At 73.9% G+C, this 26,409-nt stretch carries 21 protein-coding genes; 11 read left to right on the top strand and 10 right to left on the bottom strand.

Translation table 11 applies throughout. The features are described from left to right. Positions 1 to 76 precede the first annotated feature (76 nt). The 3 genes from sucD to ACI79C_RS01530 form a co-directional block, all read right to left on the bottom strand. Entirely contained in the window at positions 77 to 955 is an 879-nt protein-coding gene (sucD, locus tag ACI79C_RS01540) for a succinate--CoA ligase subunit alpha (RefSeq protein WP_456943838.1), read from the bottom strand. Between the two features lie 89 nt (positions 956 to 1,044). Then, positions 1,045 to 2,205, bottom strand: a complete 1,161-nt coding sequence (sucC, locus tag ACI79C_RS01535) for an ADP-forming succinate--CoA ligase subunit beta (protein ID WP_456943837.1) — start codon at positions 2,203 to 2,205, stop codon at positions 1,045 to 1,047. Between the two features lie 111 nt (positions 2,206 to 2,316). Beyond that, positions 2,317 to 3,411 (bottom strand): hypothetical protein, encoded by a 1,095-nt coding sequence (locus ACI79C_RS01530; protein ID WP_456943836.1) that lies wholly within the window; start codon positions 3,409 to 3,411, stop codon positions 2,317 to 2,319. 277 nt (positions 3,412 to 3,688) lie between these two features. Here ACI79C_RS01530 and ACI79C_RS01525 point away from each other — a divergent pair, with 277 nt between their 5' ends. Continuing rightward, positions 3,689 to 4,495, top strand: coding sequence for an esterase/lipase family protein (locus ACI79C_RS01525; protein ID WP_456943835.1), 807 nt, complete (start codon positions 3,689 to 3,691; stop codon positions 4,493 to 4,495). A 298-nt stretch (positions 4,496 to 4,793) separates the two neighbouring features. Then, a complete protein-coding gene (locus tag ACI79C_RS01520) occupies positions 4,794 to 5,615 on the top strand; it encodes a M23 family metallopeptidase (protein ID WP_456943834.1) in 822 nt (273 codons plus the stop codon). A gap of 120 nt (positions 5,616 to 5,735) precedes the next feature. Here ACI79C_RS01520 and pcrA read toward each other — a convergent pair whose 3' ends face one another. After that, positions 5,736 to 8,054: a DNA helicase PcrA gene (pcrA, locus tag ACI79C_RS01515; protein WP_456943833.1), complete on the bottom strand. Its 2,319-nt coding sequence runs from the start codon at positions 8,052 to 8,054 to the stop codon at positions 5,736 to 5,738. 272 nt (positions 8,055 to 8,326) lie between these two features. Between pcrA and ACI79C_RS01510 the strand changes: the two genes are divergently transcribed. Further along, entirely contained in the window at positions 8,327 to 8,599 is a 273-nt protein-coding gene (locus tag ACI79C_RS01510) for a chorismate mutase (RefSeq protein WP_456943832.1), read from the top strand. A 23-nt stretch (positions 8,600 to 8,622) separates the two neighbouring features. Here the strand turns inward: ACI79C_RS01510 and ACI79C_RS01505 are convergent, their stop codons facing one another. After that, positions 8,623 to 9,030: a YybH family protein gene (locus tag ACI79C_RS01505; RefSeq protein WP_456943831.1), complete on the bottom strand. Its 408-nt coding sequence runs from the start codon at positions 9,028 to 9,030 to the stop codon at positions 8,623 to 8,625. A gap of 164 nt (positions 9,031 to 9,194) precedes the next feature. Here ACI79C_RS01505 and ACI79C_RS01500 point away from each other — a divergent pair, with 164 nt between their 5' ends. From ACI79C_RS01500 to ACI79C_RS01465, 8 genes are all read left to right on the top strand, one after another. Further along, positions 9,195 to 9,749, top strand: a complete 555-nt coding sequence (locus tag ACI79C_RS01500) for a carboxymuconolactone decarboxylase family protein (protein WP_456943830.1) — start codon at positions 9,195 to 9,197, stop codon at positions 9,747 to 9,749. After that, positions 9,746 to 10,645: an RNA polymerase sigma factor SigJ gene (sigJ, locus tag ACI79C_RS01495; protein ID WP_456943829.1), complete on the top strand. Its 900-nt coding sequence runs from the start codon at positions 9,746 to 9,748 to the stop codon at positions 10,643 to 10,645. The genes ACI79C_RS01500 and sigJ overlap by 4 nt, the downstream gene beginning before the upstream one ends. A 102-nt stretch (positions 10,646 to 10,747) precedes the next feature. Beyond that, entirely contained in the window at positions 10,748 to 11,482 is a 735-nt protein-coding gene (locus ACI79C_RS01490) for a PIG-L deacetylase family protein (RefSeq protein ID WP_456943828.1), read from the top strand. A 116-nt stretch (positions 11,483 to 11,598) separates the two neighbouring features. Further along, positions 11,599 to 12,981 (top strand): acetamidase/formamidase family protein, encoded by a 1,383-nt coding sequence (locus tag ACI79C_RS01485; protein ID WP_456943827.1) that lies wholly within the window; start codon positions 11,599 to 11,601, stop codon positions 12,979 to 12,981. A 470-nt stretch (positions 12,982 to 13,451) separates the two neighbouring features. Next, a complete protein-coding gene (locus tag ACI79C_RS01480; protein WP_456943826.1) occupies positions 13,452 to 14,948 on the top strand; it encodes an SDR family NAD(P)-dependent oxidoreductase in 1,497 nt (498 codons plus the stop codon). After that, positions 14,941 to 15,813, top strand: coding sequence for a glycosyltransferase family 2 protein (locus ACI79C_RS01475; protein ID WP_456943825.1), 873 nt, complete (start codon positions 14,941 to 14,943; stop codon positions 15,811 to 15,813). Before ACI79C_RS01480 ends, ACI79C_RS01475 begins: the two co-directional genes overlap by 8 nt. A gap of 38 nt (positions 15,814 to 15,851) precedes the next feature. Beyond that, a complete protein-coding gene (locus tag ACI79C_RS01470) occupies positions 15,852 to 17,084 on the top strand; it encodes a CDP-glycerol glycerophosphotransferase family protein (RefSeq protein WP_456943824.1) in 1,233 nt (410 codons plus the stop codon). Next, positions 17,081 to 17,896 (top strand): CDP-alcohol phosphatidyltransferase family protein, encoded by an 816-nt coding sequence (locus tag ACI79C_RS01465; protein ID WP_456943823.1) that lies wholly within the window; start codon positions 17,081 to 17,083, stop codon positions 17,894 to 17,896. The genes ACI79C_RS01470 and ACI79C_RS01465 overlap by 4 nt, the downstream gene beginning before the upstream one ends. 78 nt (positions 17,897 to 17,974) lie before the next feature. On the opposite strand, the gene ACI79C_RS01460 is transcribed toward ACI79C_RS01465, so the two are convergent. From ACI79C_RS01460 to ACI79C_RS01440, 5 genes are all read right to left on the bottom strand, one after another. Continuing rightward, positions 17,975 to 19,267, bottom strand: a complete 1,293-nt coding sequence (locus ACI79C_RS01460; protein WP_456943822.1) for an acyltransferase family protein — start codon at positions 19,265 to 19,267, stop codon at positions 17,975 to 17,977. 100 nt (positions 19,268 to 19,367) lie between these two features. Then, on the bottom strand, positions 19,368 to 21,224 hold the full coding sequence (locus ACI79C_RS01455) for a hypothetical protein (RefSeq protein WP_456943821.1): 1,857 nt from the start codon (positions 21,222 to 21,224) through the stop codon (positions 19,368 to 19,370). Positions 21,225 to 21,229: 5 nt separating this feature from the next. Continuing rightward, entirely contained in the window at positions 21,230 to 21,970 is a 741-nt protein-coding gene (locus ACI79C_RS01450; protein WP_456943820.1) for an ABC transporter ATP-binding protein, read from the bottom strand. A gap of 4 nt (positions 21,971 to 21,974) precedes the next feature. After that, the gene (locus tag ACI79C_RS01445) at positions 21,975 to 22,784 is read right to left on the bottom strand and encodes an ABC transporter permease (RefSeq protein WP_456943819.1); all 810 of its coding nucleotides are present in this window, start codon (positions 22,782 to 22,784) and stop codon (positions 21,975 to 21,977) included. Continuing rightward, the gene (locus tag ACI79C_RS01440) at positions 22,781 to 26,356 is read right to left on the bottom strand and encodes a CDP-glycerol glycerophosphotransferase family protein (RefSeq protein WP_456943818.1); all 3,576 of its coding nucleotides are present in this window, start codon (positions 26,354 to 26,356) and stop codon (positions 22,781 to 22,783) included. Before ACI79C_RS01440 ends, ACI79C_RS01445 begins: the two co-directional genes overlap by 4 nt. Positions 26,357 to 26,409: the final 53 nt, after the last annotated feature.

Here is a 26,409-nt window from a genome sequence, read left to right as displayed (position 1 = left end):
CACCGCTGCCCGGTGACCTCACCGAGGTCACCGGGCAGCGGTCCACCGGCCGGATCCGGCGTGGCGAGCCGTTCGGTCAGCCGACGATGTCGCGCATGAGGCGAGCGGTCTCCGACGGGGTCTTGCCCACCCGGACACCGGCGGCCTCGAGGGCCTCCTTCTTCGCCTGCGCGGTGCCGGCCGAGCCGGACACGATCGCACCGGCGTGGCCCATCGTCTTGCCCTCGGGCGCGGTGAAGCCGGCGACGTAGCCGACGACCGGCTTGGTCACGTTGGCCTTGACGAAGTCCGCGGCCCGCTCCTCGGCGTCCCCACCGATCTCACCGATCATCACGATGGCCTCGGTCTCCGGGTCGTCCTGGAAGGCCTGGAGGCAGTCGATGTGCGTGGTGCCGATGACCGGGTCGCCGCCGATGCCGACACAGGTGGAGAACCCGATGTCGCGCAGCTCGTACATCATCTGGTACGTCAGCGTGCCGGACTTGCTGACCAGCCCGATCTTGCCCTGCTTGGTGATGTTGGCCGGGATGATTCCCGCGTTCGACCGCCCGGGGCTGATGAGACCGGGGCAGTTCGGCCCGATGATCCGGGTGGACCCGCCCTGGGCGTGGGCCCAGGAGTAGGTCGAGTCGTGCACCGGGATGCCCTCGGTGATGACCACGGCCAGCCCGATCTGGGCGTCGACGGCCTCGATGACGGCGTTCCTGGCACCGGCCGGAGGCACGAAGATGACGCTGACGTCGGCGCCGGTCTCCTTCATCGCCTCGGCCACGGAGCCGAACACCGGCACGCTGGCGCCGCCCTCGAAGTCGACGCTCTGGCCGGCCTTCTTCGGGTTCACGCCGCCGACGATGGAGGTGCCCGAGGCGAGCATGCGCTGGGTGTGCTTGCGCCCCTCGGAACCGGTCATGCCCTGGACGATGACCTTGCTGTTCTCGTTGAGGAAGATCGACATCTCTCTGGTCCTGTCAGGAGTGGAAGGGCGGCCCCCTTCCAGGGGCCCGACCCGAGCGAGCGAGGGGTGGGGAGGAAGGGGGTCCGTGCTCAGGCGGCGAGCTCGGCGGCCCGGCGTGCGGCGCCGTCCATCGTGTCGACCAGGGTGACCAGGGGGTGGTTGGCCTCGGCGAGGATCCGCCGACCCTCCTCGACGTTGTTCCCGTCCAGGCGGACGACCAGCGGCTTGGTCGCCTCGTCGCCGAGGAGCTGCAGCGCGGTGACGATGCCGTTGGCGACGGCGTCGCAGGCGGTGATACCGCCGAAGACGTTGACGAACACGCTCTTCACGGCCGGGTCGGACAGGATGATGTGCAGGCCGTTGGCCATGACCTCGGCCGAGGCGCCGCCACCGATGTCGAGGAAGTTGGCCGGCTTGACCCCGCCGAACTCCTCGCCGGCGTAGGCGACGACGTCGAGGGTGCTCATGACCAGCCCGGCGCCGTTGCCGATGATGCCGACCTCGCCCTCGAGCTTGACGTAGTTGAGGTCCTTCTCCTTGGCCGCGGCCTCCAGCGGGTCGGCCGCGGCGGTGTCCTCGAGCGCCTCGTGGTCGGCGTGCCGGAAGCGGGCGTTCTCGTCGAGGCTCACCTTCGCGTCGAGCGCGAGGACGGTGCCATCGGGCGCCTTGGCCAGCGGGTTGACCTCGACCAGGGTGGCGTCCTCCTTGCTGAAGACGTCCCACAGCTGGACGGCGATCGCGATGACCTGGTCGCGCACCTCGGCGGGGAAACCGGCGGCGTCCACGATCTCGGCGGCCTTCGCGGTGTCCACACCGACCGTGGCGTCGACGGGGATCCGGGCCAGGGCCTCGGGGCGCTCGACGGCGAGCTGCTCGATCTCCATCCCGCCCTCGACGCTGGCCATGGCCAGGAAGGTGCGGTTGGCGCGGTCGAGCAGGTAGGAGAAGTAGTACTCCTCGGCGATGTCGCTGGCCTGGGCGACCATCACGCGGTGGGTGATGTGGCCCTTGATGTCCAGACCGAGGATGTCCTGGGCCCGCGCGCGGGCCTCGTCGGCGTCGTCGGCGAGCTTGACGCCGCCGGCCTTGCCGCGGCCACCGGTCTTCACCTGGGCCTTGACGACGACGGGCCGGGCGATCTCGCGCGCGATCGCCTCGGCCTGCTCGGGGGTCTCGGCGACGCCGCCGGGGAGGACGGGTACGCCGTGGGACGCCAGGAGGTCACGGGCCTGGTACTCGAAGAGATCCACGAACAGGCACGGTAACGCTCGGCGGTCCCCGTCGTCCCATCGGCTCCGGGAGCCGTGGTCGGCATCACAGCGCTTCCCGCCGGGTTCCTGCACGGCGGGACCGGGGGCGTCTCAGCCGGCGGAGGAGGGCCGGCGCCACCGCCAGGCCAGCGCCGTGAGGACGCCGTAGCCGAGCCCGGCCACCAGCAGGCCGGCGCCGGGGAGCGTCCACTCCAGCTCGTCGGAGACGGCGGCGTCGCGCAGGCCCGACAGCCCCGCGGTGAGGACGACGACGGCGATGGCGAGCAGGCCGCCCACCGCGGCCAGCCGGGGCCGCAGGGAGGGGGCCAGCACCGAGCAGAGGACGACCGCCCCCGCCAGGAGCAGGCCACCCAGGAGCGCCAGGCCGGGCCGCTCCAGCAGGCCCTGCGGACCGGCCTGCTCCACGACCGTCTGCATCCCGGTCACCGGGTCGGTGACCAGCCGGTCGGGGACGTCGGCGGCGGGCAGCACCAGGCACAGCACCGTGCCCACGCCCAGGAGTGCGGCGAGGCCGGCCAGGGCCGGGCGCACGGGGTCGAGCGAGCCGGCGTCCTCCATGACGGTGCGACCCCGGGCGACGACGGACAGCAGCCCCGCCAGCACGGTCAGGCCGAGGGAGACCACCCCGAGCACCCAGCCGGCGCCGATCTCCACCGAGCTGGTCAGGGCCTCCTGACCGGCGAGCACCTCCACGGCCGGCCGGACGGTGGAGGTCCGCGCCCGGTAGAGCTCGATGAGCAGCAGGCCCAGCGCCAGGGCGCCGCCGACGCCGGCGTAGGCCAGCCCCAGCCGCGGGATGCGTCCCGCCGCCAGGACTGCGCCGACGGCCCCCGTGACGACCGGGGTCAGGAGGGCGACGAGCGCACCGCCGAACCCGCCGGCCTGGCTGAGCGCCTCCCCGCCCACGTGCAGGTAGGTCGGGAAGGCGCCGGCTGCACCGGTGAGCCCGGCGAGGACGAGCAGCACCCCGCAGACCCGGGCGGTCGGCGGGACCTCGCCGACCACCAGCCCGTCCGCCGGACCGGCCGGCGCGGGGGTGGCGGCGGGCCGGCGGGGACCGGTGCGGCGGGCGGACGCCGTCCGGTCCCGGGCGGGCACCGCGCTCTCCCGGGCGGCGCCGCCCCGGTCGGGACCGGCGGCCCGGGTGCTGTCGCGGTCCCGAGCGGAGCCATCGCGCGCGGCCACGCATCCCCCTTCGTCGTAGGTCACGAACCGGCGTCGATCCGAGCTCAGCACGGCGTCGTCGTGTGACGGGTGTCACACGGCGGCTTTACCGTCGGGTTAACCGGGCATGGCTGGGGGCAGACCTCACACCACCGGTCGACGTCGGACCCGGGCTGCACCGGTGGTCACGAACGGGGAGGACTGACAGATGCGCCCACTCGGCGACCCCGGGTCCGGACCAGCGTCGCACACCGCAGCCGCCCCGCCCCGGACCCCACGGGGCGGGCTGCGCTCCCTCGTGACCCGCACCGCGGTGACCGGCGGGATCACCGAGCTGGCGCTCGTCGGGGCGCACGTCCTCATGTACCCGCTCGGCACCCGCACCGACGCGCTGCGGCCGGACCCGCGCTGCCGGCCCGGCGAGCAGCCCCCCGGCGTCCGGGCGCTGTTCGCCGCCGACCCGCTGGCCGCCCGTGTCCCCGTCGTCCTCGTGCACGGCCTGGTCGACAACCACTCGATCTTCGCGGTGATGCGCCGCGGCCTCCGGCGACGCGGGTTCGCCCACGTCTGCTCCTGGAACTACAGCCCCCTGCTGTCCGACGTCGCCCGCGGCGCCCGCGACCTCGGCGTGCACCTCGAGCGGATCTGCGAGCAGACCGGGCACGAGCGGGTACACGTGGTGGGCCACAGCCTGGGCGGCCTCATCGCCCGGTACCACGTGCAGCGCCAGGGCGGCGACCGCCGGGTGGACCAGCTGGTGACCCTCGGGACGCCGCACCAGGGCTCGCTGCTGGCGCACCTGCTGCCCACCCCGCTGGTCCGCCAGCTCCGTCCCGGGTCCCCCGTGCTGCAGGAGCTCGCCGAGCCGGCGCGGGGCATCCGCACCCCGCTGACCGCGATCTACAGCGACCTCGACCAGGTCGTCATCCCCACCGCCGCGGGCCGCTGCGACCACCCGGACCTGCAGGCGCGCAACGTGCTCGTCCGCGGGGTCGGCCACACCTCGCTGCCGTTCCACCGCGGCGTCCTCGACGAGGTCGCCGCCACCCTGGCCGGCGTGCGCAGCCCGCAGGCCCTGCGGCCGGCACCGACCGCCGTCGCCTGAGCCGTCGGCGCGCCGCCCGGTCGCCGCACCCGGTCGCCGCACCGGGTCCCCGCACGGCCGGCCGGCGCACGCCCGGCTCGCGCTCACCGGGGCCCCGGCACGCCCCATGCAGATCACACGTTGCAGACAAGGCGACACGGAGTGTCGTTGACCGTCGGCGACCTGACAGATCGTTACGGTCCGATCACGGCGCCGGCACCCGCCGGCGGGCGTCCCCCGGACGTCTCATCCGCCGTCGCTCCCCCGACGGTGTGCCCGCGCGGCACGCCCGGAGGGTCGCTCACGAAGAAGGTGCTCCGTGACCCCGCAGACCGGGCCCGCACTCCTGGAGCGACCGAGGACCGACCGCGAGCCGGGCCCCGTCGTCCCGACCCCGCGCTCCTCTCCCGAGTTCATCGCGGCCACGCCGGCTCCCGAACCCGCGACCGACGACGTCGACGTCCCCGAGACACCTGCCCGGCGCCGCACGGTGCCCCGCCCGCCCGGTCGGCGTGGCCCGCTGTGGCTGGCCGCCCTGGTCGCCGGGGCGGTGGTCGCCGCGCTCCCCAGCGCGCTGGGGTCCGACGTCGCCGACATCAGCGTGAGCGCCGCCGAGTACGGCCTGGGCACCGCCTCCGACGTCGGTCTCATCAGCGACATGGAGGACGCCGGCGTGCGTCGCGGCATCACCGAGGCCGAGGCCCAGGCCCGCCTCGGTGAGCTGGCCGCGTCCCGGGCCGCGCGTGAGCCGAAGACGGTCCTGCCGACCCCGGGCCGGATGAGTACCTGCTTCTGCATGCGGTGGGGCTCCATGCACTGGGGCATCGACCTGGCCGCGCCGCTCGGCACGCCGATCGTGACCGCCGTCGACGGCGTCGTCATCCGCGCCGGTGCCGCCTCCGGCTACGGCAACGCCATCTACATCCAGGACGCCGACGGCAACGTCCACATCTACGGCCACATGCGCTACTACTCGGTCAAGGCCGGCGACATCGTGCACGCCGGCGACCCGATCGCCAAGGTCGGCAGCGAGGGCCAGTCGACCGGGCCCCACCTGCACTACGAGATCCACCGCGGCGGCATGACCGGCCGGCCCATCGACCCCGAGCAGTACCTCGCCGACCGCGGCGTGGGGATCTGATCCGACCGGCCCACCCACCGCTGCGCGGGTGTTCCTCAGGCTCCGCGGGTGCTGCAGCACCGCCGCAGCACGGGGAACACCCGCGGAGCACAGTTGTGCCGGCCCCGTGGACGGCGGGGATCAGAGCTTGACGAGCGGGGCGTAGCGCAGGACCAGGCGCTTGGTACCGCCCGAGCCGAAGTCGACCGTCGCCTGGGCCTTGTCGCCGGCGCCGGTCACCTCGACGACGGTGCCCAGACCGAAGGCGTCGTGGCTGACTCGGTCACCGACCTCCACGGAGATGACCGCGCGGTTGCCGGCGCCGCCGCGCAGGCCCCCGGTCGACAGACCGGTGGCGGCGACCCGCTGCTGGGCGGAGCGGTACCCGGTGCTCGGCGCCGGGACCGGCTCCTTGCCCGCCCACTGCACGGTGTCGGACGGCAGCTCGTCGAGGAAGCGGGACGGCGGGTTGTAGGCCGGCTGCCCCCAGCTGGTGCGCACCGTCGCCCGCGAGAGGAACAGCCGCTGCTGCGCGCGGGTGATGCCGACGTAGGCCAGCCGGCGCTCCTCCTCCAGCTCCCGCGGGTCGCCCAGGGCGCGCAGGTGCGGGAAGACGCCGTCCTCCATGCCGGTGAGGAAGACGACGGGGAACTCCAGGCCCTTGGCCGTGTGCAGGGTCATCATCGTCACGACGCCGGCCTCGTCCCCCGCGACGGGGATCTGGTCGGCGTCGGCGACCAGCGAGACCTGCTCGAGGAAGTCGGTCACCGAGCCGCCGGGGTTGGCCGCCTCGAACTCCGCGGCCACCGAGATGAGCTCGTTGAGGTTGTCGACCCGGCCCTCGTCCTGCGGGTCGGTGCTGGCCTGCAGCTCCGCGAGGTAGCCGGTGCGGTCGAGGATGCTCTCCAGCAGCGCGGCCGGCCCCGAGCCGGTCTCGACCAGGTTCTCGAACTCCTCGAGCAGCGACACGAACTCCTGGATCGCCTTGAGCGACCGCGGGGCGAGGGTGGTGACCTCCGAGCAGCGGCGCAGCGCGTTGGCGAAGGCGATCCGCTCCCGGTCGGCGAAGGACTCGATGCAGGACTCGGCCTTCTCGCCGATGCCGCGCTTGGGCACGTTGATGACCCGGCGCAGGCTGACGACGTCGGCCGGGTTGGCGACCACCTTGAGGTAGGCCAGCGCGTCGCGGACCTCCTTGCGCTCGTAGAAGCGCACCCCGCCGACGACCTTGTAGGGCATGCCGACGCGGATGAACACCTCCTCGAAGACACGGGAGGCGTTGTTGGTCCGGTAGAAGACGGCGATGTCCCTGGGCTTGGCCGTGCCCTCGTCGACCAGGGCGTCGATCTGCTCGGCGACCCAGGCGGCCTCGTCGTGCTCGTTCTCCGCGACGTAGCCCTCGATCAGCTCGCCGTCCCCGGCGTCGGTCCAGAGGTTCTTGGGCCGGCGGCCGGTGTTCTTGGCGATGACCTGGTTGGCCGCCTTGAGGATCCGCTGGGTGGAGCGGTAGTTCTGCTCCAGCAGGATCGTGGTCGCGTCGGGGTAGTCGCGCTCGAACTCGTCGATGTTGCGGATGGTGGCGCCGCGGAAGGCGTAGATCGACTGGTCGGCGTCACCGACCACGCACAGCTCGGCCGGCGGCACCGGCCCCTCGCCGGTGCCCACGAGCTCGCGGACCAGCACGTACTGCGCGTGGTTGGTGTCCTGGTACTCGTCGACCAGGACGTGCCGGAACCGGCGGCGGTAGTGCTCGGCGACGTCGGGGAAGGCCTGCAGCAGGTTGACCGTCGTCATGATCAGGTCGTCGAAGTCCAGCGCGTGCGCCTGGCGCAGCCGCTGCTGGTAGAGCGTGTAGGCCTCGGCCAGCACCTTCTCCGGTGCCGTGACCGGGGTGAAGGACTCCTCGTCGACCAGCTCGTTCTTGAGGTTCGACACCTGCGCGGCGAGGCTGCGACCGGGGTAGCGCTTGGCGTCGAGGTCCAGGTCGCGGGCGACCATCGTCATGAGCCGGACCGAGTCGCCCTGGTCGTAGATCGTGAACGACGACTTCAGGCCCAGCTTGGCGGCCTCGGCGCGCAGGATCCGCACGCACATCGAGTGGAAGGTCGACACCCACATCGCGCGGGCACGGGGACCGACGAGGGCGGCGACGCGCTCCTTCATCTCCCCGGCAGCCTTGTTGGTGAAGGTGATCGCGAGGACCTCGCCGGGCTGCACCCCGCGGGCGCCCAGCAGGTAGGCGATCCGGTGGGCGAGCACCCGCGTCTTGCCCGAGCCGGCGCCGGCGACGATGAGCAGCGGGCTGCCCTCGTGGACGACGGCCTGCCGCTGGGGGCCGTTGAGGCCGGCCAGCATCCGGTCCAGCTCGCGGCCCACCTGGCCGGAGGCGGAGCGCTGGAGGGCCTCCGTACCTGGAAGGGACTTCTGGGCACCGGGGAGGGCCTGCTGGACGCTGCTCATGACGACATCACTGTAAGCCGGTCGGGTGACGCGTCCCGGGGCCCGCGGAACAGTCGCCACACCCGTCCCCGGGACGCCGTGGCGATCCCGCCCGGGGATGTGGCAGACTCCCCGCCGTGCTCGCCGCGCTCAGCTTTTTCTACGGCCACCGGGTCCCGGTGTCCGTCACCGCTGGCTGAGCACACGCCGCAACAGACGCCCCGGGCCCGAGGAGCCCGGGGCGTTCCTCGTTCCGGGGTCCGACGGCCTCCCGCCCGCCCCGGAGGAACCCCATGACCGCCACGGTCCCCACCACTGCAGCTGCCGACGAGCGCATCGCCGAGCTCCGCGAGCAGATCGACGACTGCGACGCCGAGATCATCCGGCTCGTGCAGCGCCGGCTCGCCGTCTCGCAGCAGATCGGCGAGCTGCGCCGCGCCGCCGGTGGCACCCGGCTGTCGCTGGCCCGCGAGCAGCAGGTGCTCTCCCGGTTCCAGGACGCGCTCGGCCGCGACGGCGCGACCCTGGGCATGATGCTGCTCCGCCAGGGCCGCGGCCGCCTGTAGGGGGCCCGTCCCGCGGGGCGCCGTCAGCCGCGGCGCTGGTCGGGGGGCGGGAAGTCCGCGTGGCGGTGCACCAGCCACCACTCGCCGTCCAGCCGCCGGTAGACGTGGGTGACCCGGATGGTCATGGGGAAGGGCTCCCCGCCGTCGACCCGGACGATCCCGCGCTCCGACCCGACCGTGTACCCGAGGTCCCCATCGACGTGGACGACCTCGTGGGTGGGGGTGAGCGCCCCGTCGCTGAACCGGCTGCCCACCCACCGGAAGGTCTGCGTGACCGCCTCGTGACCCTTCTCGATCGGGCCCCACGCGCCGAAGAGCGTGACGTCGTCCGACCGGGCCCACAGCGTCGCGTAGGGCTCCGGGTCGCCCGCCCCCATGGCCGCCAGGGCCTCGGCCGTCCGCTGCAGGGTCTTGCTGAAGTCCGGGTCCACGTCCGCTCCTCTCCCGGCGGACCCGCCGCGCGGGCCACCGGAACCGGCCCCGTGCGACGCCAGGGTCCTCCGGCCGGAGAGGGACCGGAACCCCCGCAGACGTGTCACGTCCGGGCCGGCTGTCCCGTCTCCATGAGCACCACCCGATGGAGAGGACGACGACCATGGCCCGCATCCCCCTCGACCCGCCCCGCACGCTGGTCACCCGGCTCGCCGAGTGGTACGCGCGCCGGACCTACGGCGTGCTGCCCGACCCGCTGGCCGCCATGGCCCACCACCCGGGGGTCCTCGTCACCGACGCCGTGTTCGAGACCTCCCTCGCCCGCTGGAGCCGGCTGGACCGCACGCTCAAGGCCCTCGCCGTCATGGCCTCGGCGGTCTCGATCGGCTGCTCCTGGTGCGTGGACTTCGGCTACTGGATCAGCAGCCAGGAGGGGGTGGACGCCGAGAAGCTGCGCGCCGTCCCCACCTGGCGGGACAGCGACGTCTTCACCGACCTGGAGCGGCAGGTCATGGCCTACGCCGAGGCCGTGACGGCGACCCCGCCCGCGGTGACCGACGAGATGGTGGCCGGGCTGCGACGGGAACTCGACGACGCGCAGCTGGTCGAGCTCACGATGATGGTCGCCGTGGAGAACGTCCGGTCGCGGTTCAACAGCGCGCTCGGCCTGACCAGCCAGGGCTTCCGGGACCGCTGCGAGCTCCCGGCCGGGGCATGACCGCCCCGCTGGCCGCCTTCGACCGGCACCGGCGGCTGCTGTTCACCGTCGCCTACCAGATGCTGGGCAGCGTCGCCGATGCCGAGGACGTCGTCCAGGACGCCTGGCTGCGCTGGTCGGCGGCCGACCGGTCCGCCGTGGCCGACCCGCGCGCCTACCTCGTGCGGACCGCCTCCCGGCTGGCCCTGGACCGGCTGGACGCCGCCCGCACACGGCGGGAGCGCTATGTCGGGCCGTGGCTGCCCGAGCCCCTGCTCACCGGCGCGGAGCCGGTCGCCGGCGCCGCTCCCCCACCGGGCCCGGACGACGCCGCGGAGCTCGGTGAGCAGGTCTCCCTCGCGCTGCTGGTCGTCCTGGAGACGCTCTCCCCCGCGGAGCGGGCCGTGTTCGTGCTGCGGGAGGTGTTCGGGCTGCCGGCCGCGGAGGTGGCCGCCACCCTGGGCCGCAGCGAGGCCGCCGTCCGGCAGATGGCCCACCGGGCCCGCGAGCACGTGCAGTCCCGGCAGCCGCGGTTCGACGCCGACCGGTCGGCGCAGCGGGCGGTGACCGAGCGCTTCCTCGCCGCCTGCGCCGGCGGGGACGTCGAGGCGCTCCTGGCCGCGCTCGCCCCGGACGTGGTGCTGGTGACCGACGGCGGGGGCAAGGCCAAGGCGGCACTGCGGCCGATCGCCGGCGCGGACAAGGTGGCCCGCTTCCTCCTCGCCACGGCCGCCCAGGGCCTGTCCCTGCCCGGCCTGCGCACCGAGGTGGCCGACCTCAACGGCGCGCCGGGCGTGGTCGTGTGGGCCGGTGGCGCGCCGTACCTGACGATGTCGCTGGTGCTCGTCGACGGGCTGGTCGCGCAGGTGCTGGTGGTGCGCAACCCCGACAAGCTGCGCGGCCTGCCCCCGGGGTGATGGCCCTCGGGACGGGGCCCGCCCTGAGCTCGCGAAGGGTGGGGAGGACGGGGTCCTCCCCACGAGGGGTGGGGAGGACGGGGTCCTCCTAGGCTCCGCCGGGTGACCTCTCCCCAGTCCCGCCGTCCCGCCGAGTCCGTCGACCGCGCGCTGTGCGTGCTCGCCCACCCCGACGACGTCGACTTCGGCAGCGCCGGCACCGTCGCGACCTGGACCACCGCCGGGACCGAGGTCACCTACCTCATCGTCACCGACGGCGACGCGGGCGGCTTCGACGAGACCCCGCGCGAGCAGATGGGGCCGCTGCGGCGGGCCGAGCAGGAGGCGGCGGCCAAGGCGGTCGGGGTCACCGACGTCCGCTTCCTCGGCCACCCCGACGGCCGGCTGGAGCTGACCCTCGACCTGCGCCGCGACATCAGCCGGGTCATCCGGGAGGTCCGCCCCCAGCGGGTGCTGACCAGCTCGCCGGAGCGGTTCTACGAGCGGATCGGCGCCAGCCACCCCGACCACATGACCGTGGGTGAGTCGACCCTGCGGGCGGTCTACCCCGACGCGCGCAACCCGTTCGCCTTCCCCGAACTGCTCGCCGACGAGGGGCTCGAGGCCTGGACGGTGGACGAGGTCTGGCTGACCGCCAGCCCCCGCGCGGACCACGCCGTGGACGTCACCGACGTCGTCGAGCTGAAGTACGCGGCGCTGAAGAGCCACGTCACCCAGGTCAGCCACCGCGACGACCTGGAGGAGTTCGTGGGCGGCTGGATGCGGCAGACCGCGTCCCGCTTCGGCCTGCCCGCGGGCCGGCTGGCCGAGGCCTTCCACGTGGTGCACACCGCGTGACGCTGCGTCCGGGGCACACCATCCGGTAACCGGGCCGACACGCGGCGTCGCAGGACGGCAACACGGGGTCCGTACACCCGGCTGCGACCACCGTCCCCAGCACCCCGGAGCACCCCATGGCGCAGCCCCCGCACCCGACGACCGGCCCCGACCCCGCAACCGCCGCCGAGCTGGTCGAGCGCGGCATCGGCCGCCGTGCGTTCGTCCAGGCCACGCTCGCCGCGGGGGCACTGCTCGGTGCCGGCATCGCCGCGGCCGCACCGGCCTCGGCCGCGCCCGGCGGCCGGACCCGGCTGCCGGGCGAGGTGCTGCAGCCCGGGCAGGGGCCGATCGACGGCGAGGTCTACCTGCCCTCCCGGCCTGAGGAGGTGCTGTGGGGCTACCTGCCCCGCACCGGTGACGCGCCGGTGGCCCGCGTCCGCTCGGGCGGCACGGTCACCGTCGACACGGTCAGCCACGAGGGGATCCTGGAGGACCAGGGCCGCGACCCCGTGGCCTGGTTCGGGGAGCACGGCGTCCCGCGCGACCAGGTCCTGGACGACGCCGTCGCCATCGCCGCCTCGTACGGGCGACACCAGCGCGACTTCGACGCCGACGGGCCGCACGTCGTCACCGGGCCGGTGTTCGTCGAGGGCGCCCGGCCCGGCGACGTGCTCAAGATCGAGCCGCTCACCGCGCTGCCCCGGGTGCCCTACGGCGTCGTCTCCAGCCGGCACGGCAAGGGGGCGCTCGCCCGCCAGCTGGCCACCCCGGAGGGCGGGATCACCGAGGCCGAGGTGATGCCGCCGGTCTGGACCGACGGACGCGACACCGGGGACCCGACCCGCTACGGCAACGTCTCGGTGTTCACGCCGCTGTCCCCCGGCCGGGACGGGACGCGCGCCGCGCTGCCCGTGGGGACCGGCGGGCGCTCGGTGAGCTGGCCGGTCGACTGCTTCCCGGGGCTCATGGCCGTCGCCACCGTCAGCGACGCCGCGGCGCTCGACGACCCGCTGCTCAACTCCATCCCGCCCACCACCGGCGGCGGCAACATCGACATCCGCCGGCTGAACGTCGGCTCGGCGCTCTACCTGCCGGTCGTCGCGGAGGGGGCGCTGTTCTCGGTCGGCGACCCGCACATGTCCATGGGCCACGGTGAGGTGGCACTCACCGCCCTGGAGGGGTCGCTGCGCCTCACGTTCCGGCTGACGGTCTGCACGCCGGGCTCCGGTGACGCGCCGTCGGTGGCGTTCCGCCACCCGTTCGGGGAGTCACCGGACGCGTGGCTGCCCATCGGGCTCTCCGACCCCGACGGGTACCGCGACGGCCAGTTCGTCGACCTCGACGTGGCCGCGCGCCGGGCGGTCGTCAACGCCCTCGACTTCCTGCAGCACGACCTGGGCATGGACCGCTCGGTGGCATACGCGTACCTGTCGGCCGCCGCCGACTTCGAGGTCTCCCAGGTGGTCGACCGGACGGTCGGCGTCCACGGGGTCATCTACAAGAGCCACTTCGACTGAGGGAGCCCCGGGGGTGACGGGCCGGTCAGGCCCGGACGGCGAGGGGCCCCCGGCCGCACACGAGCTGCCCGACGAGTTCGCGCACGGAGAGGCGAAAGCGGTCGCAGCCGCAGCGCCCGCAGTCGGTGCCCGGACGGTTGTGCTCGTGCACCGAGCGTTCGTGTGCGCAGGTGGCGCAGCGGGGTCCGCGGTCGGACGGGTCGTGGAACACGCCTCCACCCTGCCCACGACAGGTGGCCGGGTACGCGTCCGTTGGGGCAGAGTTCACCCGGACGGACCCGCGCCGTGGGCGTGTCGACCACCCAGCGGAGTCGGTTGGGCACGACCGTGCAGGCGGGACCGGGGACGTGGGCGGGCCCGGAGAGCGTGAAGGACCCGTCCCGCACGTCACCGTCGAGACGTCTGCCCCAGGCGTCCCACGGGACTCGTCCACGCAGGATTCACCGACGGAGCGCCCTTACAGTCAGGTGGTGACCAGATTGCGGAACGTGGCGGTCGTCCTCGCCGGCGGCACGGGGACCCGGGTCGGCCTGTCCATCCCCAAGCAGCTCATCAAGGTGGCCGGGAAGCCGATCATCGAGCACACGATCGGTGTGCTGCACGCCTCGCCGCTGATCGACGAGATCATCGTGCTGATGGCCCCGGGTCACCTGGACGCCGTGCGCGCCATCCTCCGCCCGGGCGCCTACCCCAAGGTCACCCAGGTGCTCGAGGGTGCCGACACCCGCAACGCCACCACCCAGCGGGCGCTGGACGCCCTCGGGTCGGAGGAGTGCAACGTCGTCTTCCACGACGCCGTGCGGCCGCTGCTCAGCCAGCGGGTCATCGCCGACTGCATCGACGCCCTGGAGCGCTACGAGGCCGTCGACACCGCGATCCCCTCGGCCGACACGATCATCCAGGTCGACGAGGCCACCGGGCAGACCATCGACGAGGTCCTGCGCCGTCCGCTGCTGCGCCGGGGGCAGACCCCGCAGTGCTTCCGCCTCTCGGTCATCCGCCGCGCCTACGAGCGCGCCGCGCAGGACCCCGACTTCGAGGCCACCGACGACTGCACCGTCGTCCTCCGGTACACCCCCGAGGTGCCCATCGCCGTGGTCCGCGGCGAGGACCGGAACATGAAGGTCACCGAGCCGATCGACGTCTACATCGCCGACAAGCTCTTCCAGCTCGACAGCCACGAGGCGCCCCGTCCGCGGTTCGACGCGGAGTACCGGGAGGCGCTCGAGGGCAAGACGATCGTCGTCTTCGGCGGCAGCTACGGCATCGGCGCCGACATCGTGCGGCTGGCCGAGGCGCACGGCGCCACCGCCATGGTCTTCAGCCGGTCGGCGACCAACACCCACGTCGAGCGGCGCGCCGACATCGTCGCCGCCTGCGAGCAGGTGCTCGCCGCCACCGGACGGGTCGACTACGTGGTCAACACCGCCGGCGTGCTGCCGCGCGGCGAGCTGGCGGAGACCTCCGAGGAGACCGTGTACATGGCGACCGAGGTCAACTACCTCGCGCCGATCCACATCGCGCAGGTCTTCCAGCCCCACCTGCAGAAGACCCGCGGGTCGCTGCTGCTGTTCACCTCGAGCTCCTACACCCGGGGCCGCAGCGGCTACAGCCTGTACTCCTCGGCGAAGGCGGCGGTCGTCAACCTGACCCAGGCCCTCGCCGACGAGTGGGCGGCCGACGGGGTGCGGGTCAACTGCATCAACCCCGAGCGCACCGCGACGCCGATGCGGACCAAGGCGTTCGGCGACGAGCCCGCCGACAGCCTGCTCACCTCGGAGGCGGTCGCCGAGACCTCGCTCGACGTGCTCATCTCGACCTTCACCGGGCACATCGTCGACGTCCGCCGCGAGGACGCGCTGGCCTCCCACCTCCACGCCTCCGTCGCCGCGGAGGAGCTCCACGAGGAGGAGCCCGGCGACGTGCTGCCCGAGGGCGTGGAGTCGGTCACCGTCCACGGTGGCTGACCGCCCGCTCGTCGGCGTCGTCGTCCTCACCCAGGGGCGCCGGCCCGCGGACCTCGACCGGGCGGTCGGTTCGGTCCTGGCACAGACCGGCGTCGCCACCGACGTCGTCGTCGTCGGCAACGGATGGGCGCCCACCGGCCTGCCCGACGGTGTCCGGGGCGTGGCCCTGCCGGAGAACGTCGGCATCCCGGCGGGCCGCAACGCCGGCGTCCCGCACGTGTCCGGGGACCTGCTGCTCTTCCTGGACGACGACGCCGCCCTCCCCGACCCGGGCTTCCTGGCCGAGGCGGTGCGCCGCTTCGGCCAGGACCCGCGACTGGGCCTGCTGCAGCCGCGCGTCGACGGCCCCGGCGGGGTCCCCGGCCCGCGCCGGTGGACGCCGCGCCTGCGGGTCGGCGACCGCAGGCGGTCCAGCGCGGCCTTCTCCGTCTGGGAGGGCGCCGTCGTCGTCCGGCGGGCGCGGTTCGAGCGGGCCGGCGGGTGGCCCGCGCCCTTCTTCTACGCGCACGAGGGCATCGAGCTGGCCTGGCGGGTGTGGGACACCGGAGCCCGCGTCCACTACGCCGGCGACCTCGCCGTGGAGCACCCGCTGACCGCGCCCACCCGGCACCGGGACTTCCACCGGCTCAACGCGCGCAACCGCGTGTGGCTGGCCCGACGGAACCTGCCCTGGGCGCTGGGCCTGCCCTACGTGCTCAGCTGGACCGCGCTCCAGGTGGTCCGCTCGGCGCGCACCCCCGCCACCCTGCTGCCCTGGTTCCGGGGCTGGTGGGAGGGCTGGCAGTCCGACCCCGGCACCCGGTCCCCCATCAGCTGGGGCACGGTCGCCCGCATGGCCGGGCACGGCCGGCCGCCCGTCGTCTGACAGGTAGCGTGCGGAGCGGCCGAACCGAGGAGCCGCACGTGCCTTCCCCCTTCCCCCCGCTGCCCGCCCGGCTGCGCTCGACCGGTGGCCGCCTGGTGCGGCGTCTGGGTCTGGTGCCCGGAGGCGAACCCGACGGCATCGGAGAGGACGCGCGGCTGGCCGGCCGGGTGCTCGAGCAGCGGGTCGTCGCCTTCTTCCCCGAACCCCCGCGCAACGCCTACCAGCTGGAGCAGTGGCTCGGCCCGCTGCGCGCCCTGGACGGGCGGCACGGGGTCGTCGTCGTCACCCAGGACAGCCGCACCACCGCGCGGCTGCGGGCGGTCACCGACCTGCCGGTGCTCTGCGTCGCCCGCACCGCCACCCTCGACGGCCTGGTGCAGCGCAGCCGGGTCGCCCTGGCCCTCTACGTCAGCCACCACCCCCGCAACTTCCAGATGCTGCGCTACGCGGGCGTGGCGCACGTCTACCTGGGGCACGGGGAGAGCGACAAGGCGGTGTCGGCGTCCAACCAGCTCAAGGCCTACGACCGGGCCTTCGTCGCCGGTGCCGCGGCGGAGGAGCGGGTGGTGCGCGAGCTGATGTGGTTCGACCGCGACCGGCTGGTGCGCATCGGCCGGCCCCAGGCGGCGGCACCCGACCCGCGTCCGGTCCCCGAGCGCCCGACCGTGCTGTACGCCCCCACCTGGGAGGGCGCCCAGCCGTCCATGGCCTACAGCTCGGTGGCCACGCACGGCACCGCCCTCGTGCGCTCCCTGCTGTCGGCCGGCTTCCGGGTCGTCTACCGGCCGCACCCGCGCACCGGCGCCAACCGGGCCGACGTGGCGGCAGCCGACACGGCGCTGCGACAGGTGTTCGCCGAGGACGCCGCGCGCGCGACCGGCTCGGCCGTCGACACCGCCGTCCCGCTGGAGCGCGCGTTCTCCGACGCCGACGTGCTGGTCACCGACGTCTCCTCGGTGGCCGTCGAGTGGCTGCCGACCCGCCGCCCCCTCGTGGTGACCGTCCCGGCCGAGCCGGGTGCGGTGGTGGGCGCCTCCCCGCTGCTGGCGGCCGTCCCCCGGCTGACGGCGGCGGAGGCCGGCCGCGCCGGGGAGCTGGTGCGGCGGTGCCTGACCGAGGACCGGGAGCAGGACCAGCGGGCGGAGCTGGTCGAGCACTACCTGGGAGGCGCCGACCCGGCCGCCGCGCTGGCCCGGTTCCTCGACGCGTGCGACGACGTCGTCCGTGAGCGGGACGCCCTGCAGGCGGCCGCGGCGCAGGTGAGCCGGTGAGGGCCGAGCGACCGGCCTGGCCGAGCATCGCCCTGCTGCGGGAGGTCACCCAACCGCCGGCGATCCGCGGGCGCCGCAACGCCGAGCACTGGACCGGCGACCTGTACATGCGGCAGATCTCGCCGTACCTCACCCGGTTGCTCGTGCGGGCGGGCCTCTCGGCCAACGCGGTCACCGCGCTGATGATCGTGACCGGCTCCGCCTCCGGGTTCGCGCTGCTCGTCCCGGGGCTCTGGGGAGCGGTGCTGGCGGTCCTGCTCACCCAACTGCAGATGCTGTGGGACGCCAGCGACGGCGAGGTGGCCCGGTGGCGGGGGACGTCGAGCCCGCTCGGCGTCTTCCTCGATCGCGTGGGCCACTACCTCACCGAGGCCCTCATCCCCATCGGCCTGGGCGTGCGCGCCGCGGGTGGGCTCGACGACCTGCCCGGCGGCTACGGCTGGACGACGCTCGGCGCGCTGCTGGCCGTGGTGATCGTGCTCAACAAGTCGCTCAACGACATGGTGCACGTCGCCCGGGCCGCCGCGGGCCTGTCCCGGGTGGGGGACGACGAGGCCACCACGGCACCGCGGGCGCGGGGGCTGGCCCGGCTGCGCCGGCTGGCCCGCTTCGTGCCCTTCCACCGGCTCTACCACTCGATCGAGCTGAGCCTGATCATCCTGGCCGCGGCGGTCGTCGACCTCGTCGTCGGGGAGCTGGTCGGCACCCGCGTCCTGCTCGTGGTGCTCCTCCCGGCGTCCCTGCTGGCGGTGGCCGGTCACTTCCTGGCGATCGTGACGTCCTCCCGGCTGCGGGGCCGCCCGGGCGCCTGACCCGGACGACGACGCGACCCCCGATCGGCGAGGCGAGGTTCGCCGATCGGGGGCCCGTCCGTGGGTGTCGGTGTCCCGTCAGTGGCCTGCGGTCGTCAGCTCGTCCTGGTGGCGGGCCCGGGTCATGGTCTGGGCCGGGATGCCGACGGACCGGATGCGCTGGGTCCGCGCGGATGCGTGGATGGGCAGCGAGCCGGCCGCACCGGACCGGGCCGCGTCGCCGGCTGCGGGTCCTGCGAGCAGGTCCCGCGGGGTGAGCATCCGGCCGTCGGTCAGGTGCCGCTTGAGGACCTTCGCCAGCGGCTTCTCGACGAACCGGTGGACCAGCCAGGACAGCCCCAGGATGGCACCGAGGGTGGCTGGCAGGACGACGTGGGCGGACAGGCCGGCCCCGACGTACAACCAGTTGATGATCGCGTACCCGATCGAGAGGTGCAGCAGGTAGAACGGATAGGTCAGCGCTCCAGCCTTGGTCACCCAGTTCCAGCGCACCCAGGAGAGGTGACCGCGAGCGATGGCGTACACCAGCGCCACAGCGAGGAGCAGGGCGGCCGCGGTCACCCAGGCGTGCATCTCCTGGTGGACCCGGACCACCTCCTGGTCGTGCGTCTTGAGAGCACCGCGGTAGAGGGCCATCGCCAGGTTGGCGCCGATGACCAGCCAGGTCAGCAGGCTGTTGCCGAAGCGGTGGACCAGGTACAGGCCGATGCCCAGGAGGAAGTAGGCGTTGTAGGTCGGCATGAAGACCATGTTCAGCAGGGGCGAGTCCGCCCCCGAGGCGACGACCCCGCCGACGGTCCAGAGCAAGCAGAACCCGATCACCCGCTTGTAGGTGAGGCCCATCCACACCACGACCGCGAACAGCAGGTAGAACTTCAGTTCGAACCAGAGGGTCCAGTAGACCGGGTCGACCCGGGGGACCTGCAGTCCGTCCTGCAACATGGTCAGGTTGACGGCAGCTTCCCAGACGGTGGGCGCGTCGGTGACCTGCGGGGCCAGGCTCGACACCACGAAGGTCAGCACGATGCCCACCCAGTAGGCCGGGAAGAGGCGGGTCACCCGGGACCGGAAGAAGTCACCCAGGGAGCGACCCCAGCAGCTCATGCAGATCGCGAAGCCGCTGATGATGAAGAAGATCTCGACGCCCAGCCAGCCGTACGGCGCGAGGACGTCCCAGTCCGGGAAGATCGTCGCAGCCCACTGCCCCCATGGCGGCTTGCCGTGGTCCTGCCCCAGGTAGTGGTAGATCGCGACCCACAGCGCCGCGAACAGCCGCAGACCGTCGAGGGCGCGCAGCCGCCCGGCCGAGCCGGAGCGGCCCGGGAGCAGGTCGTGCCGGGGAGCGACCGGGGCTGAGGTCGTCGGAGCCATGCCTGTGAGTGTTACAGCCGCTGCGTTGCGTAGCGGGAGCGAGCGCGACAGGACGCTCCACGGGAGGCAGCTGTGACGAATGAGCCCAGAAAACCCGGGGTCAGGCCGCCGCCGGATCCCCGGTCGCCGCCTCCTCGGACTCGGCCGGCCGGGCGGCCAGAGCCGCGATCGCCGCGTCGAACCGCTGCAGGGGTGGTGGGAGGTCCGGACCCAGCACGTGGGCGCGCAGCGCGCGCCGGCGGTCGGCGGCGGGGTCGGGCGCCCGGCCGGTGACGACGGCGACCACGCCGTCCAGCGCTCGCCCGTCGCCCGCGGGCAGCACCACGGCGCCGGCGGCGGCGGGGAAGCGCTCGACGAACTCCGCGACGTCCCGACCCAGTGGGTCGCACACGGCCACTGGCCGGTCGCTCGCGAGGAAGTCGGTCAGCACGCTCGAGACGTCGGTGACCAGACCGTCGGCCACGTTGAGGCAGCTGACCAGCGGAGCGCTCCCCGACGGCACGGCGACGTGCGCGCCGGGCGGCAGCCGGCGCAGCCGCTCCTCCCCGGCGGCGATCGCGGCGGACTCGGCCTCGGCGGCCGAGGGCGATCCCGCTCCGGAGGGCCCGGCGTCCAGCACCGTGGCCGCGCCCACCCCGGCCGCCTCGTTGGCCGCCCGCAGCATCGTGACGATCTCGCGGTGCGCCGCCGCGGCCGCTGCGGACCGCCGTCCGGTGTAGGGGTGCGGCCGGTACACCAGGCGCACCCGCTCCGGGCTCGCCAGCACCGCGCGGACCAGGGCGGCGCCGTGCGTGGCGACCGAGGAGTAGTCCTGGTCGGCGTTCCAGCCCTCCCAGGTGGGCGCGTAGAGCAGGGTCGGCACCGGGGGGTCCGCCAGCGGCCCGCGGCGGACCCCCTCCACCTGGGGCCGCCCGACCTCGACCAGCGCGTCGGGCCGGACACCCACGCCGGCACGCAGGTACCGGTCCGCGCCGGCCGGGCCGGCCACCCAGATCTGGTCGTAGACCTTGGCGTAGGGGTTGGCCGAGGCGCTCTTGTCGCTGTCGCCGTGCCCGATGAACGCCGATCGCAGGCCCGGCAGCCGCAGCACGTGGATGTTGTTGCCGATGTTGGAGACGAACAGCGCCACGCGGGCCCGGTCCAGCGGCAGCGCCAGGAGCTCGGTGGCCCCCGGGACGCAGGCGACCGGCAGCGTGGTCGGCGGCAGTGCGGCGAAGGCGTCCCTGCTGCGCATCAGCAGCAGGACGCGGCTCGACAGCCGCTCCATCGTGGGCAGCCACACGGCGATCTCGTGCAGGGCCGCGGGGCCGTCGCCCGCGTAGAGCAGCACCTCCGGCGGCGTCGTCTCCAGGTACCGGCGCACCCCCTCGAGGACGGCGCGACCCCGTCGGCGGGCGCGCCGGAGCCGGACCGCCCAGACACCCCAGGCGCCGAGGCAGACCGCTGCCCCCACGGCGGCAGCGGTCCCGACGAGGACCGGCCGACCGGGCCCGACCAGCAGCGCGAGGTGGAGCAGGCACTCGGGCAGCAGCGCGGTGAGCGCCCCCTCCGGGCGGGCGACGAGAGGGACGCTCCCGACCCCCGGGATCCCGCGTGTGGCGGGGTGGCGACGCAGGCCGCGGACCCGCTGGTCGACGGCGTCGCCGACCACGCCGGCCGCGGCCAGCAGCCCGAACGCCGCGGCCGCGACGGCGACGGCGCCGGGGACGTCCCGGCTCGCCGCGGCGGCCAGGACGACCAGTCCGCGCAGCACCAGCCCGAGAGCGCCGAGCCCCGGCACCGGCTGCCCCGGAACACGGTGCGCCGCGGCGCCGGCCACCGCGCCGAGCAGCAGGGCCGGCAGCAGGACCGCCACCTGCCCGAGGAGCGCCCCGACTGCGGCGACGACGAGCAGCAGGCCCTCGAGGGCGAGGAGGCCGGGCGCGCCGGAGGCCAGCGCCCGGACCCGGCGGACCACGCCGGTCACCCCGTCAGGCCCATGTCCGCGCGGTACCGGTCCAGGACGCCGTCCATCGGGCCGTCGAGGAGGAGCTCGCCCTTGTTGAGGTAGAGGCCGCGCTCGCAGAAGCGCCGGAGGTCGGCCTCGTTGTGCGAGACGACGAACAGCGTCGTCCCCCGGGCACGCAGCTCCTCGATCCGCCCGTAGCACTTCTTGCGGAAGGCCGCGTCACCGACCGCGAGCACCTCGTCGACCAGCAGGATCGGCTCCTCCAGGCGGGACACCACCGAGAAGGCGACGCGCACCTTCATGCCGCTGGACAGGTGCTTGTACGGGGCGTCGACGAACTCGCCGATCTCGGCGAACTCCACGATCTCGTCGAAGTTGGCGTCCACCGCGGCCTTGCTCATCCCGTGCAGGCCGGCCGCGAGGCGGATGTTCTCCCGGACGGTGAGGTCACCGACGAACCCACCGGTGATCTCGATGAGCGGGGCGACGCCGCCGTGCACCTCGACCCGGCCGGTGTCGGGCAGCAGGACGCCGGCGATGAGCTTGAGCAGGGTCGACTTGCCCTGCCCGTTGGCGCCGACCAGGCCGATGGTCTCGCCGGGCGCGACGTCGAAGGTGACGTCGCGCAGCGCCCAGAAGGTGCGCACGTCCCGGCCGCGACTGCCCTTGAAGAGGAAGTCGCGCGCGCTGCGGTGCCGCTTGCCGGTCGAGAACCGGATCCCGACGTCGGTCACCGAGATGATCGGTGTGGCCATCGGGTCAGATCTCCTTGAGGACGGTGCGTTCCAGCCGGGCGAACACGGTCCAGCCGACCACGAGCAGCAGCACCGAGGCCACCGCGGACGAGAGCACGTAGGTCCAGTCGAGCTGTCCCGGGAAGAAGGCCGCCCGGTACAGCGAGAAGATCCCCACCAGCGGGTTGAGCGCGAAGACGCCCGTGTACTGCTCGGGGATGTCCACGGCCCCGTAGATGACCGGCGTGACGTAGAACCACAGCCGCAGCACGATCCGGACCACCCGCTCCAGGTCCCGGACCAGCACGATCATCGGCGAGAGCAGGAGCCCCACGCCGGCCAGGAGCACCCCCTGCAGGAGGAAGGCCAGCGGCGCGAACACGACCTGCCAGTGCAGGCCCGCCCCGTAGATCGCCGCGAAGATCGCCAGCACGGGGAGGCTGAGCAGGAACTCGATGCCCTTGGAGGCCACGAGGCGCAGCACCCACACCTCGCGGCGCACGTTGGTCGAGCGGACCAGTTTCTCGTCGACCCGCAGGGCCCGCGCCGTGTCGGTCACCGCGCCGTTGAACCAGGTCCACGGCAGCAGGCCCGCCAGGAGGAACACGATGTAGGGCTCCTCCCCCACCGAGCGGGAGAAGATGGTCGTGAAGACGAACCAGTAGACCGCCGCCATGAGCAGCGGGTCCAGGATCGACCACAGCCAGCCCAGCGCCGAGCCCGCGTAGCGGACCCGCAGGTCGCGCACGACCAGCAGGCGGAAGACCCCGCGGGCCCGCCACAGGGCGCCGACCCGGGTCCGCGCCGGGGCGACGAGCGTGGTCGCCCCCGTCACGCGTCGCCCCGGGGCCGCATGACCGCGTCGACCAGGCGCTCGGCGGCGTGGCCGTCCTCGAGGTCGAGGTACTCGCGGTGGAACCGTTCGCGCGCCGCGGCGTAGCGGGCGGTCAGGGCGGGCAGGTCGCGCAGCGCCGCCACCACCTCGGCGGTGTCCTCCACCAGCGGGCCGGGAGCGGTGGGCTCGTAGTCGAACAGCCACCCCCGAGCCGTGCCGCCGTAGACGTCGAGGTCGGGCACGAGGAACACCATCGGCTTGCCGGTCAGCGCGTAGTCGAACCGCAGCGACGAGTAGTCGAGGATCGCGGCGTCCGAGGCGAGCACGAGGTCGCTGATCTCCGGGTGGTCGGTGACGTCGATGACGGTGCCGCGCCGCTTGGTGCGGGCCGCGACCCGCGCGTTCATCGCGTGGCCCCGGACGAGCAGGACGGTGTCGGGACCCATGGCACGGGAGAACTCCGCGACGTCGAGGAAGTCCACCATCTTGGACTTGAACTCCGACATCGACAGGTTGTCCCGGTACGTGGGGGCGTAGAGCACCGCCCGCTGGTGGTCGGCGATCCCGAGCGCGGCGCGCGTGCGGGCCCGGGCCTTCTCGGCGAACTCGTCGACGAGCACGTCGTTGCGCGGGTACCCGATCTCGAGCATCTCGCCCTCGATGCCGAAGGCCTCCTGCAGGAGCGGGGTCGCGTAGCGCGCCGGGGAGACCACGTGGTCCCAGTCCCGCATGCGCTGGTCGAAGGACTCGATGCGGTGCCGGGCGTAGCCGGACCTCTCCCAGAACGGCCGGCCCATCAGCTTGAACGGGTAGCCGTGGAAGGTCTGCACGAAGACCTGGCCCTCCCGCTTGGTGGTGTAGTCCGGCTGGTGCACGTTGTCGAAGACGTACCGTGCGCTGCCCAGCAGCTCGTAGAACTGCGCGCTGTCCCGCAGGACCGGCACGCCGCCGTCCGGGACCGGCACCGAGAAGTCCTTGACCACCCAGTACAGCGTCAGGTCGGTGCCCCGGCGGACGAGCTCGCGGTGCACGGCCAGGCCGTTGCACGAGGTGTTCTCGCCGTAGAACGACCGGAACAGCACCGCGTCGGTCCGGAGGCCGAGGTCCGCCGTCCGGTGGTGCTCCTTGAGCCGCCGCTGGTTGCGGGCACCGAGCTCGTCGTCCTCCCGCGGGGGGATGAGGATGAGGGTGACCTCGCCCTTGGGCGAGCGCTCCAGCCGGCCGCGCAGCTCGCGGGTGCGGACGGGCAGCGGGAACTGCGCGACGGCGTCCTCCGACACCTCGACGGCCACCGGCCAGGTGCGGGTCGGGTCCTGCCGGTCGACGGTGCGGGCCACGAGGGTGTAGCGCCCCTCGGCCAGCGGCAGCTCCCCGACGCCCCACCGGTCGGCGCGCAGGGGCAGGCGGCCGACGACGCCGCCGGCGGTCCGCTCGACGGTGCCGACGATCTCGCCCGTGGGCGTGCGCCAGGCGAGCACGAGCTCGTCGTCGGTCGTCGCCCGGCCCTCGATGACCAGCCGGTCGCCGCCGACCCGCCAGCCGAGGACGTCGAGGACCGTGCCGCCCTGGACGAGGGTCAGGTTGCCCGCCCGCGTGCGCCGGAACAGGACGTCGGAGGCGGCACCGAGCCGCTCGGTGTCCAGTGGCAGGTCGCCCCAGCCGAGGGTGTGGGTGCCCGAGGGGGTCCGCCCGCGCAGCGTCCAGTACTGCGGGCGACCGGTGCGCTTGGGCAGGGTCAGGGTCACCGTCGCCCGCCCGTCGGTCCAGGCGCCCATCCTCGCGGTCACCGTCACGCCCCCGCGGCTCGCCGTCAGCTCGGCCAGGGCCGCACCGTTGTGCGTGGCCAGCTCCAGGGTGACCCGCTCACCGGAGCTGCGTCCACCGAGGACCCGCACGAGGGGCTTGTGGGTGTGCAGGCAGAAGGTGCCGCGCGGGTCGATCCGCACGCTGACCCGGCCCTGCACCCCCTGGTCCCGGGCGATCACCTGCCCGGCCGAGCTCCAGGTGTTCACGCGCGAGACGGCGGACTCCCGGACGACGCCGGCGGTCTCCACCCGGGCCCACAGTTGCCACGTCGTGGTCTTGCCGCGGGCGAGCGACGGCAGGGTGGTGACGTCGACGGTGGCCGTGAAGCCGGCCGGGCGCAGGTCGGCCCACTGGTGACCGCTGACCCGGGCGAGGTCCTCGTCCGGGGTGGCCTCGGAGGGCACCGGGACGATCTCGTTGCCGTCCTCGGAGCGCAGGAACAGCTCCACCTGCGTGGGGTACGTGGCCAGGTCGATGGTCGGGATGTAGGCCCACCCGCGGATCTCCAGCAGGTGCTGGGCGGTCCACCGGGCCCGGCGGACGGCGGTCACCAGCTGGGTCTGCGAGGTGGCCAGCTCGTTCCAGCCGGGCCGCCACTCGGCGCCCTCGTCGTCGTGCAGCGGCAGCTCGACGGTGACCCGGCCGTCGTCCACCGACGTCGGCCAGGCGTTGAGCGTCAGTCCGCCGAGGGCCACGTACTGCTCGGCGCGCTCGCGGTCGTCGCGCAGGACCAGGTGGTACAGGGCCCGCGCCTGGGCGTAGATGTCGCCCCACACGTCGTCGGGCACGACCTCGAAGAGCTGGCGGACGCCGTCGACGAGGATCTTCCAGTACTCCTCGCCGGCCGTGCCGATCTGGGCCAGCGACAGCCGGAAGTCGTTCATGAGCAGCTGGCGGGACCGGGCCTGCAGCACCTCGAGCGAAGCGTGGTCCCGCAGCGCCTGCAGGCTGGCGAAGGCAGCGCCGAACCGCTCGCGCAGGTCGTTCTCGGTGGCCACCTGCTGCGAGATGGAGGACCTGTCCTCGCGGACCCGCCAGTCGTAGAGGACGTCGGGCAGGACGTCGAACGCCGCGGCCTTGGCGTAGGCCTCGGCCGAGACGGCCTGGTCCTCGTAGAGGACGCCCTCCTGGAAGCGCAGGCCGGCCGCGTCCCAGAAGGACCGCCGGTAGACCTTGCTCCAGGCCACCGCGTTGACCAGGACACCCGGGAACTCCTCGAGGGTCACCCCGGGCCGCGCCTCGGCGTGCAGCTCGCGGATCCACTCGCCCGCCGGCCAGGTGGTCTCACTGTTCATGCGCCGGTAGCACATGACCGCGAAGTCCGACCCCGTGCGGCGCAGGGACCGCATCACCGTCCCGATCGCGTCGCGGGCGATCCGGTCGTCGGAGTCGACGAAGGCGAGGTACTCCCCGGTGGCGGCGGCGATGCCGGTGTTCCGCGCGCTGCTCAGCCCACCGTTGGGCTGCTGGACGATCCTGATCCGGCGGTCCCGCCGCCGCGCCTGTTGGGCGACCGCGAGGCTGCCGTCGGTGGAGCCGTCGTCCACGACGACGATCTCGATGTTGCGGTAGGTCTGCCGGGTGATGCTCGACAGGCACGCCCGCAGGTAGGGCTCCACGTTGTAGACCGGCACCACGATGCTGACCTTGGGCGCGCGGGCGAGGGGCACGGTCCCCAGCGTCCGGACCGACAGGTCCAGTGCGCGTCGGGCGGTTGCCTGGCGCTTCGGCGACAGGGCGCGGGCGGCCGATCGGACCATGCTCATCGAGAACTCCTCGTAGACCCCGTGGTCGTCGGGCCGTGTCCGCACGGCCCGGC

The organism is Geodermatophilus sp. SYSU D00697, from assembly GCF_054050175.1.
This window is presented reverse-complemented; position numbering and strand designations above follow the sequence as displayed.